The following is a 9,401-nucleotide window of genomic DNA, read 5'->3' on the forward strand; positions in this document are numbered from 1 at the left end:
GGAGGAACATGTGATGCTCCTCATCCTCGTGATCTCGTTCGCGATCGCCGTGGTGACCCCCTGGCTGGTGGACCGGTTCGGGCCGAAGACGTTCTACGCGCTGGCGCTGATCCCGGCCGCGAGCTTCGTCGCCACCGCGACCGCCCTGCCGACGATCCTCGACGGCGGCGAGATCCGCGAGTCCGTGCCGTGGATCCCCGCGCTCGACATCGCCCTCTCCTTCCGCCTGGACGCGCTCTCGATCGTCCTCGCCCTCGTGGTCAGCGGAGTCGGCGCCCTGGTCCTCGCCTACTGCGCGACGTACTTCAGCCGCGACGAGCCCTCGCTGGGCCGGTTCGCAGCGCTCCTGTCCGCGTTCGCCGGAGTGATGTACGGGCTGGTCACGGCCGACGACGTGATCATCCTCTTCGTCTTCTGGGAGGCGACGAGCGTCCTCTCCTACCTCCTCATCGGCCACTACAGCGGGCGCAAGGAGAGCCGGGGTGCCGGGCTCCAGGCGCTCCTGGTCACGACTCTCGGCGGGCTGGCGATGCTGGTCGGGATCATCGTCCTGATCGTGCAGGCCGGTACCACCAGCCTCTCCGGGATCGTCGCCGCCGCCCCCTCCGGCCCGATCGTGTCGACGGCCCTGGTGCTGGTGCTGCTCGGCGCGTTCTCGAAGTCGGCCCTGGTGCCGTTCCACTTCTGGCTGCCGGCCGCGATGGCCGCTCCCACGCCGGTCAGCGCCTACCTGCACGCCGCCGCGATGGTGAAGGCCGGCATCTACCTCGTCGCGCGCCTCGCGCCGGGCTTCGCCGACGACTCCGTCTGGCTGCCCGTGGTGGTGAGCGTCGGAGTCTGGACCATGCTCGTCGGCGGCTGGCGCTCGCTCCGGCAGTACGACCTCAAGCTCGTGCTGGCCTACGGCACCGTCAGCCAGCTCGGCTTCCTGACCGTCGCCGTCGGCTTCGGCTCGCGCGACGCCGCGCTGGCCGGACTGACCCTGCTCGTCGCCCACGCTCTCTTCAAGGCGCTGCTCTTCCTCACCGTCGGCATCGTCGACCACCGCGCCGGCACGCGCGACCTCCGCAAGCTCAGCGGCCTGGGACGGCAGGCGCCGGTGCTCGCGAGCGCCGCCCTCGTCGGCGTGCTGTCGATGGCGGGCATCCCGCCGCTGCTGGGCTTCGTCGCCAAGGAGACCGTGTTCACGAGCCTGATCTCGGCGATCGAGCAGGGCTCGTTCTGGGCCTGGGTCGCGCTGGTCGGCCTCGTCCTCGGCTCGATCCTCACCGTGGCCTACTCCGCGCGCTTCTTCTGGGGCGCCTTCGCCCGGAAGAAGGGGCTCGAGGACACGCACCTGCACGCCGAGCCGTGGACCTTCACCGCCGCCCCGGTACTGCTGGCCGCCGCCAGCGTGATCGGCGGGATCGCCGCCTCCGTGCTCGACCCGCTCGTCGCCGTCTACGCGGACAGCCTCCCCTACGCCGCTCCGGACGCCGACCCGGAGCTCGCCGCCGCCGCGGAGGCCTCCGACCACGGCGGCTACCACCTCGCGCTCTGGCACGGCTTCGAGCCCGCGCTGGCACTCAGCGCCCTCGTGATCGCCGTCGGACTCCTGCTCTTCGCCAAGCGCGTCGCCGTCGCGCGCGCCCAGTCGATGCTGCCCAACCGGATCGACTCCGCCGAGGGCTACTGGGCCACCGTCCGCTGGCTCGACCGCGTCGCCAGCACGGTCACCGAGTCCGTCCAGCGCGGCTCGCTCCCCCGCTACCTGACGGTGATCTTCGCGGTCTTCGTCCTCGGCGTCGGCGGTGCGGCCGCCCTCAACCGCACCTGGCCGGGCGATCTCGTCTTCTGGGACAGCCCGGGCCAGCTCGCGGTCGCGGCCGTGATGATCCTCGCGGCGGTGCTGTGCGCGATCGCCCGCAACCGCGTCGCCGCCGTGCTGCTGGCCGGCGCCACCGGCTACGGGATGGTGGCCCTCTTCGCCCTGCAGGGCGCACCGGACCTCGCCCTCACCCAGGCGCTGATCGAGACGGTGACCCTCGTGGTCTTCGTCCTGGTGCTGCGCCGCCTCCCGACCCGCATCGCCGCGAAGCACCAGCCGATGCGCAAGCGCCTGCGCGCCGTCATCGGCATCGCGGTCGGAGCGGTCATGGCCCTCGCCGCCACCATCGCCCTCGGCGCCCGGACCGCGACGCCGATCTCGGCCGAGCTGCCCCGCCTCGCCTACGAGGAGGGCAAGGGCCGCAACATCGTCAACGTCCTGCTCGTCGACATCCGCGCCTGGGACACGATGGGCGAGATCTCGGTCCTCGTCGTGGTCGCCACCGGCGTCGCGAGCCTGATCTTCCTCTCCAGCCGGGCCGGAGGCGCTCCCCGCCTGGAGTCGCAGAGCGCCGACGACCGCCGCGAGCGCGCGATGGACCTGACCGCCTCCTCCGCCGACGCCGAGCGCGACGGCGACCGCGGCTCCTGGCTCGTCGCCGGGCGCACTCTCCGGCCGGAGAACCGCTCGATCGTGCTCGAGGTGCTGGTGCGCCTGCTCTTCCACCCCGCGATGATCGTGTCGGTCTACCTGCTCTTCACCGGTCACAACACCCCGGGCGGAGGCTTCGCGGGCGGCCTGCTCGCCGGTCTCGCACTCGTCGCGCGCTACCTCGCCGGCGGCCGCTTCGAGCTCGGCGAGGCCGCGCCGATCGACGCGGGCAAGGTCCTCGGACTCGGCCTCTTCTTCGCCGTCGGCACCGCCGTCTCCTCCCTCGCCTTCGGCCTCGAGGTCCTCGAATCGAGCTGGCTCGACCTCGAGGTGCCGGTACTGGGCGAGCTCCACCTGGGCACGTCCACCCTCTTCGACATCGGGGTGTACCTGATCGTGATCGGCCTCGCCCTCGACATCCTCCGCAGCCTCGGCGGCGAGGTCGACCGCCACGGCGAGGAGGCCGAGCAGGGCTCCCCCTCGGGCGACGGCGTCACGCACTCGACGGACAGCACCCCCGGCCCCGGCCAGGGCACGGTCGACGGGCTCGAGACCTCGCTCCCCACCGGCTCCACGGTCGTCGGCGGACCGGGCAGGGGGGACGGCGCATGAGCATCACCCTCGTCCTCGTCGTCGTGATGGCGGTGATGTACGCGGCGGGCGTCTACCAGATGCTCGAGCGCAGCCTCACCCGCATCCTGATCGGGTTCCTGCTCGTCGGGAACGCGACCAACATCCTCATCCTGCTGATGGCCGGCCGCTCGGGCATCGCGCCGTTCGTCACCGACGACGGGCGCTCCTACGAGCAGCTCGCCGCCGAGATGGCCGACCCGCTGCCGCAGGCGCTGATCCTCACCGCGATCGTGATCACCTTCGGGGTGTCCGCCTTCCTCCTCGCGATGATCTACCGGCGCTGGCGCCTCGCCAACGCCGACCAGGTGGAGGACGACGAGACCGACGCCTCCGTCCGCGAGGACGCGGCGGGCATCTCGGCCCAGACCACCGCCGACGACCGGGCGCTCGACGTCCTGCTCGAGTCCAGCGACGAGGGCACCGCCGCCAAGCACGGGGAGAGCGCCATGACCGACGACAGGAAGGAGGACCGATGAACGCCCTGATCCCGCTCGTCGTCACCCTCCCCCTCCTGGGAGCGGCCGTCGCGCTGATCCTCGGACGCCACCGGCGCGCGCAGATCACCGTGAACATCGTGACGCTCTCGAGCGTTCTGGTGATCTCCTCGGTGATGCTCGTGCTGGTCCTCACCGGCGACGGAGGCGGCAGCGCCGTCTACGTGGGCGGCTGGGAGCCGCCGTGGGGCATCGTGCTGGTCGTCGATCCGCTCGCCGCGCTGATGCTCGTGATCACCTCGATCACCCTGCTGGGCGTCCTGCTGTTCTCGGTCGGCCAGGGCCTCGTCGACGGCAACCGCGAGACGCCGGTCACGATCTTCCACCCGACCTACCTGATCCTCTCGGCGGGCATCCTCAACGCCTTCGTCGCGGGCGACCTCTTCAACCTCTACGTCGGCTTCGAGATCCTGCTGGCCGCGAGCTACGTGCTGATCACCCTGGGCGGCACCGCGCCGCGGATCCGCGCCGGCACGACCTACGTGGTCGTCAGCCTGGTCTCGAGCGTGTTCTTCCTCTCGGCCATCGGCCTGCTCTACGGCGCCACCGGCACGGTCAACATGGCGCAGCTCTCGATCCGCATCGCCGAGCTCCCCGCCGACGTGCAGCTGGTGCTCCACGTGGTGCTGCTGCTCGGTTTCGGCATCAAGGCGGCCGTCTTCCCCCTGTCGTTCTGGCTCCCGGACTCCTACCCCACGGCTCCGGCGCCGGTGACCGCCGTCTTCGCCGGACTCCTCACCAAGGTCGGCGTGTACGCACTGATCCGCACCGAGACCCTGCTCTTCCCCGGCGGGAGGCTGAGCGAGGTGCTGCTGGTGGTGGCGCTGCTGACGCTGATCGTCGGCATCCTCGGCGCCGTCGCGCAGGCCGACATCAAGCGGATGCTGTCCTTCACGCTGGTCTCGCACATCGGCTACATGGTCTTCGGGATCGCCGTGGGCACCCCGGCCGGCTACGCGGCGACGATCTTCTACGTCATCCACCACATCACGGTGCAGACGACGCTCTTCCTCGCGACCGGCCTGATCGAGCGCGTCGGCGGCACCACCTCGATCCTGCGCCTCGGCGGGCTGCTCAAGGCCTCGCCGCTGCTGGCGCTGCTCTACTTCATCCCCGCGATGAACCTCGGCGGGATCCCGCCGTTCACCGGCTTCCTCGGCAAGGTGGGGCTCTTCGTCGCCGGCACGGAGGCGGCCGTCGACCAGCCGTCGTGGCTGATCTGGGCCGTCATCGCCGCCGGAGCCGTCACCTCGCTCCTGACCCTCTACGCCGTCGCGCGCGTCTGGAACATGGTCTTCTGGCGCCGGCAGGAGGAGGTGCCCGGCTACGAGTCGCCCCTGATCGACCAGCTGCAGGAGGACCCCGACGACACGGGCAGCATCCGCACCCGCCACTCGCCGCCCATGATGGTGCTCGCCACCGCGGGGATGGTCGTCGTCGGCGTCGTGCTGACCGTCGGCGCCGGTCCCCTCTACGACGCGAGCGAGCGAGCGGCGAGCGCGGTCGTCGACCCCGCGACCTACATCGCGACCGTCTACCGCGACTCGTCCTTCGGAGAGGAGGGGCCGCGATGAGCCCCCGCCGCCGCGTCGACATCTGGAACCGCGTCGCGATGTTCGTGACCCTCGTCGGGATCTGGGTGCTGCTCTGGGACGACGTCTCGGTGCTGTCGATCGTCACCGGCTTCCTGGTCGCCCTGCTGATCACCCGGGTGTTCTACCTGCCGCCGGTCGAGTTCTCGAACCGCATCAACCCGTGGTTCGTGCTCCTCTTCCTCCTGCGCCTGCTGGCCGACATCGCGGTGGCCTCGGTGCGGGTGTCCTGGCAGATCCTGACCCTGCCCGTCCCGGTGCACAACGCCATCGTCGCCGTGCACCTGCGCAGCCGCTCCGAGGGGATGCTCGTCTGGACGACGGAGGCCGTCTCGCTCGTCCCCGGCTCCCTGGTGATCGACGTGGACCCGCAGCTGAACGTCCTCTACCTGCACGTGCTCGGCGTGACCCACGACGAGGGCGAGCGGATCGACGAGGTGCGCCGGACGGTCCTCCGGACGGAAGCGCGCATCGTGCGGGCCATCGGCTCCCGCGAGGACGTGCAGCGCGTGAATCGGCCGATCGAGGCCGGATCGGGGGTGGTCCGGTGATCGACTGGTTGATCTGGATCCTGGTGCCGGTCTTCGGCGCCGCCTGCCTGCTCGCGCTCGTGCGGATCCTCCGCGGTCCGTCCGTGCTCGATCGGGTCGTCGCGGCCGACGTGCTCGTCGCGACGATCATCTGCGGGATCGGCGCCGAGATGGCGGTCGACCACCACGCGCGGACCCTGCCCGTCGCGCTCGGGCTCGCGCTGTTCGCCGTCTTCGGATCGATCAGCGTCGCCAAGTTCATGGCCAACCGCGAGGAGGACTGACATGGACCTGTTCTTCGACGTGCTCACCGCTGTGCTGCTGCTGGTCGGCGCCCTGCTCTCGCTGCTGGCCGCGATCGGCTTGATGCGGTTCGACGATCTGCTCTCCCGGATGCACGCGGGCACGAAGCCGCAGGTGCTCGGACTGATCTGCGTGATGCTCGCGGTCGCCATCCGGAACCCCGGCTTCGCCGCCGCGGGGACCATCGTGCTGGTGATCGGCTTCCAGCTGCTGACCGTGCCCGTCTCGGCGCACATGGTCGGCCGGGCGGCCTACCGGGCCGAGGCCGTCTCTCCCGGGTACCTCGTCGCCGACGAGCTCGCGGAGGCGGTCACCCGCGCCGACGAGCAGGCCCGCGCGACCGGGCCCGAGACCGTGCACGCGTCCGAGGAGCGGGCGCGCACCTCCTCCGCGCCCCCGCCCGAGGACGAGGACGGCCCGGCCGCGACCGCCTAGGCGACGAGGACGAGCTGCACGGCGGAGGCGCCGGTCATGCTGCGCAGCGCGAATCCGCCGATCGCGAGGGTGACGGCGACCAGGCCGCCGACCAGCAGCACCAGCAGCGGCACCACCCACAGCAGCGCCCGTCGGCGTCGGGCTCGGGCCTCGTCCGGCGTCTCTTCGATCACCCGTCGACTGTACGGGACGGCGGGGGGCGTGCCCCCGGCGCCCACGAGCCGCCCGATAAACTCGACCGCATGACCCTGGACTCCGCTACCTCCGGCGCGCCCGAGAACTCCCCCGGCCCCGACTCCGAGGCCGAGCACCGCCGGGGAGCCGAGTGGTGGCGCACCGCCGTCATCTACCAGATCTACCCGCGCTCCTTCGCGGACGCGGACGGCGACGGCATCGGCGACCTGCCCGGCATCGCCTCGCGCCTCGAGAGCCTCGCCGAGCTCGGCGTCGATGCGATCTGGCTCTCGCCCTTCATGACCTCGCCGCAGAAGGACGCGGGCTACGACGTCGCCGACTACTGCGACGTCGATCCGCTCTTCGGCACCCTCGCCGACTTCGACGCGATGCTCGCCCGCGCTCACGCCCTGGGCATCCGGATCATCGTCGACCTCGTCCCCAACCACTCCTCCAGCGCCCACCGCTGGTTCCAGGAGGCGCTCGCCGCTCCCGCGGGCAGCGCCGAGCGGGCGCGCTACCTGTTCCGCGACGGCCGGGGCGAGTCGGGCGAGCTGCCCCCGAACAACTGGGAGTCTGTCTTCGGCGGCCCCGCGTGGACCCGCGTCATGGAGCCCGACGGCTCGGCCGGCCAGTGGTACCTGCACCTCTTCGACACCTCGCAGCCCGACTTCGACTGGACGAACGAGTGGGTGCGCGAGCGCTTCCGGGAGGTCCTCCGCTTCTGGCTCGACCGCGGCGTCGACGGCTTCCGCGTCGACGTCGCGCACGGGATGATCAAGGCCGAGGGGCTGCCCGACTACACGCCGCCCGCCGACAGCGGGTCGATGGGCGGAGTCGCTCCCGCCGACGGCGAGGAGCCCGCCACCGCCCCCTACTGGGCGCAGGACGGCGTCCACGAGATCTACCGCGACTGGCACTCCCTGCTCGCCGAGTACCCGGACGACCGCGTGCTCTGCGCCGAGGCGTGGGTGCAGCCGCTCTCCAAGCTCGCCCGCTGGGTCCGCCCCGACGAGATGCACCAGGCCTTCAACTTCGCCTACCTCGAGACCCCGTGGAGCGCACCCGCCCTCCGCGACATCATCGACTCCTCCGTCGAGGCCTTCGCCGCCGTCGGCGCCCCGTCGACGTGGGTGCTGTCGAACCACGACGTCGTGCGCCACGCGAGCCGCCTGGCCCTGACGTCCGACAACCCGCAGGGCTACGGCATCGGCCCGCGCACCCCCGGACTCCCCGACCCCGTCCTGGGGCTGCGCCGCGCTCGTTCCGCGACCGCCCTCATGCTCGCGCTCCCCGGCTCCGCCTACGTCTACCAGGGCGAGGAGCTCGGACTCCCCGAGGCGATCGACCTGCCGGACTCGGCGCGTCAGGACCCGACCTGGTTCCGCACGGGCGGCGCGCGCTACGGCCGCGACGGCTGCCGGGTGCCGATCCCGTGGGAGGCGGACGCGCCCGCGTACGGCTTCAGCGGCACCGGCGACTCCTGGCTGCCGCAGCCCGGCGACTGGGCGCCGCTCGCCCGCGACCGCCAGCGCGGTGTCGAGGGCTCGACGCTCGAGCTGTACCGGTCCCTGCTCGCGGTGCGCCGCGCCGAGGACCTGGGCTCCGGCGCCGTCGAGTGGCTCGAGGGGTACCCGGAGGACGTCGTGGCGTTCCGCAACGGAACAGTCACGGTGATCGCGAACCTCGGCGAGGCTCCGGTCGAGCTGCCCGTCGGCTCCGTGGTGCTGTCGTCGGAGGAGCTGCACGAGCCGGCGCTGCCGGCCGACACCACGGTCTGGCTGCGCGCGGAGTAGCGGGCCGCGGGGTCCGCCCGGCGACTCCCGCGTCCCGCCGCCGGGTCAGCGCCCGGCGTTTGCCTTGAGCCAGAGGTAGGAGTCGACCTTCGTCACGCCGTCGAGGCGGATCTCGAAGTGCAGGTGCGGGCCGGTCGACATGCCGGTCGTGCCCACCAGGCCGAGCAGCTGGCCGACCTTCACCGGGTCGCCCTCGTTCACGGCCGCCGAGCCGTGCTGCATGTGCGCGTACACGCTCGAGACGAGCTGCCCGTCGATCTCGTGGTCGACGATCACGTGCACGCCGAGCGAGCCCTCGCCGTCGATGACCGTGCGCACGACGCCGTCGGCGATCGCTTGGATGGGCGAGCCGTCGCCCGGGTTGAAGTCGGTACCGCCGTGGTTCACCGAGCAGCCCGCGCAGTTGCGGTAGCCGAAGCGGTCGCCCACCGGCACGCCGACGGCGAAGGGCCACTGGATCGACGCGTTCGGGTCGTTCGTGAAGCCTGTGTCGGAGGTGCGGACGATGTCGGCGACGTTGGTCTGCGTCTTGCGCTCCTGCACGCCGAAGCCGTCGCGGGCGACCGTCTCGGCGCTGACCTCGCCGGCGACGAACGACTGCGCGCCGCGGCGGGCGTCGGCGCCGAAGGGGGTCGAGAGGCTCTGCGCCTGCACGTCCTCCGCGGTCAGGAGCGATGTGGCCGGCAGGGAGGTCGCCGCCACGATGGCCGCGACGAAGGAGAGGGCGACGAGTCCGCCGACCCGGGCCCGGCGCACGGGCCGGAGCGGCGTCGCGCGCGGAGCGGGGACGGGGGCCGGGGCGCTGCGGACCGAGGCGACGCGGCGCTCCGCCTCGCGCAGCTGCTCCGCCGTGGGAGCCGCGAGGAGGTCGTCGGAGCCGCTCGCGAGCGAGACGTCGGAGGCGAGGGCCAGAGCGCGCTCGCGCTCGCGGAGCTCGCGACGGGAGAGGGGTGGAGTCGATTCGCCGGGGGTCGATGCAGGGGCAG

General features: G+C 72.1%; 9 protein-coding genes. 7 read left to right on the plus strand and 2 right to left on the minus strand.

Features of this window, described 5'->3' with window-relative positions:
* The first annotated feature begins 13 nt into the window (after nucleotides 1–13).
* The 6 genes from C5C55_RS13445 to mnhG are packed head-to-tail and all read left to right on the plus strand — an operon-like array spanning nucleotide 14 to nucleotide 6,445.
* Nucleotides 14–3,070 (plus strand): Na+/H+ antiporter subunit A, encoded by a 3,057-nt coding sequence (locus C5C55_RS13445; protein ID WP_104234242.1) that lies wholly within the window; start codon nucleotides 14–16, stop codon nucleotides 3,068–3,070.
* The gene (locus C5C55_RS13450; protein ID WP_104234243.1) at nucleotides 3,067–3,567 is read left to right on the plus strand and encodes a Na(+)/H(+) antiporter subunit C; all 501 of its coding nucleotides are present in this window, start codon (nucleotides 3,067–3,069) and stop codon (nucleotides 3,565–3,567) included. Before C5C55_RS13445 ends, C5C55_RS13450 begins: the two co-directional genes overlap by 4 nt.
* Nucleotides 3,564–5,159, plus strand: a complete 1,596-nt coding sequence (locus C5C55_RS13455) for a Na+/H+ antiporter subunit D (RefSeq protein WP_104234244.1) — start codon at nucleotides 3,564–3,566, stop codon at nucleotides 5,157–5,159. The genes C5C55_RS13450 and C5C55_RS13455 overlap by 4 nt, the downstream gene beginning before the upstream one ends.
* Complete coding sequence (locus C5C55_RS13460; RefSeq protein ID WP_104234245.1) at nucleotides 5,156–5,728, plus strand: Na+/H+ antiporter subunit E; 573 nt, start codon at nucleotides 5,156–5,158, stop codon at nucleotides 5,726–5,728. Before C5C55_RS13455 ends, C5C55_RS13460 begins: the two co-directional genes overlap by 4 nt.
* Nucleotides 5,725–5,991, plus strand: coding sequence for a monovalent cation/H+ antiporter complex subunit F (locus tag C5C55_RS13465; protein ID WP_308471052.1), 267 nt, complete (start codon nucleotides 5,725–5,727; stop codon nucleotides 5,989–5,991). Before C5C55_RS13460 ends, C5C55_RS13465 begins: the two co-directional genes overlap by 4 nt.
* A 1-nt stretch (nucleotide 5,992) precedes the next feature.
* Nucleotides 5,993–6,445, plus strand: a complete 453-nt coding sequence (gene mnhG / locus C5C55_RS13470) for a monovalent cation/H(+) antiporter subunit G (protein WP_219812138.1) — start codon at nucleotides 5,993–5,995, stop codon at nucleotides 6,443–6,445.
* Here mnhG and C5C55_RS16665 read toward each other — a convergent pair.
* On the minus strand, nucleotides 6,442–6,618 hold the full coding sequence (locus tag C5C55_RS16665; RefSeq protein ID WP_181067860.1) for a hypothetical protein: 177 nt from the start codon (nucleotides 6,616–6,618) through the stop codon (nucleotides 6,442–6,444). The two genes, mnhG and C5C55_RS16665, sit on opposite strands and share 4 nt — an antisense overlap.
* A 69-nt stretch (nucleotides 6,619–6,687) precedes the next feature.
* Between C5C55_RS16665 and C5C55_RS13475 the strand changes: the two genes are divergently transcribed.
* Nucleotides 6,688–8,415 carry a glycoside hydrolase family 13 protein gene (locus C5C55_RS13475; RefSeq protein ID WP_104234246.1) on the plus strand — a complete coding sequence of 576 codons (1,728 nt, stop codon included), beginning with the start codon at nucleotides 6,688–6,690 and terminating at the stop codon, nucleotides 8,413–8,415.
* Nucleotides 8,416–8,460: 45 nt separating this feature from the next.
* Here C5C55_RS13475 and C5C55_RS16980 read toward each other — a convergent pair.
* Nucleotides 8,461–9,401: M23 family metallopeptidase (locus tag C5C55_RS16980; RefSeq protein ID WP_104234247.1), on the minus strand; the 941-nt coding region annotated here is incomplete at its 5' end.

It is taken from the genome of Rathayibacter sp. AY1C2, assembly GCF_002931195.1.
Classification (GTDB): Bacteria; Actinomycetota; Actinomycetes; order Actinomycetales; family Microbacteriaceae; genus Rathayibacter.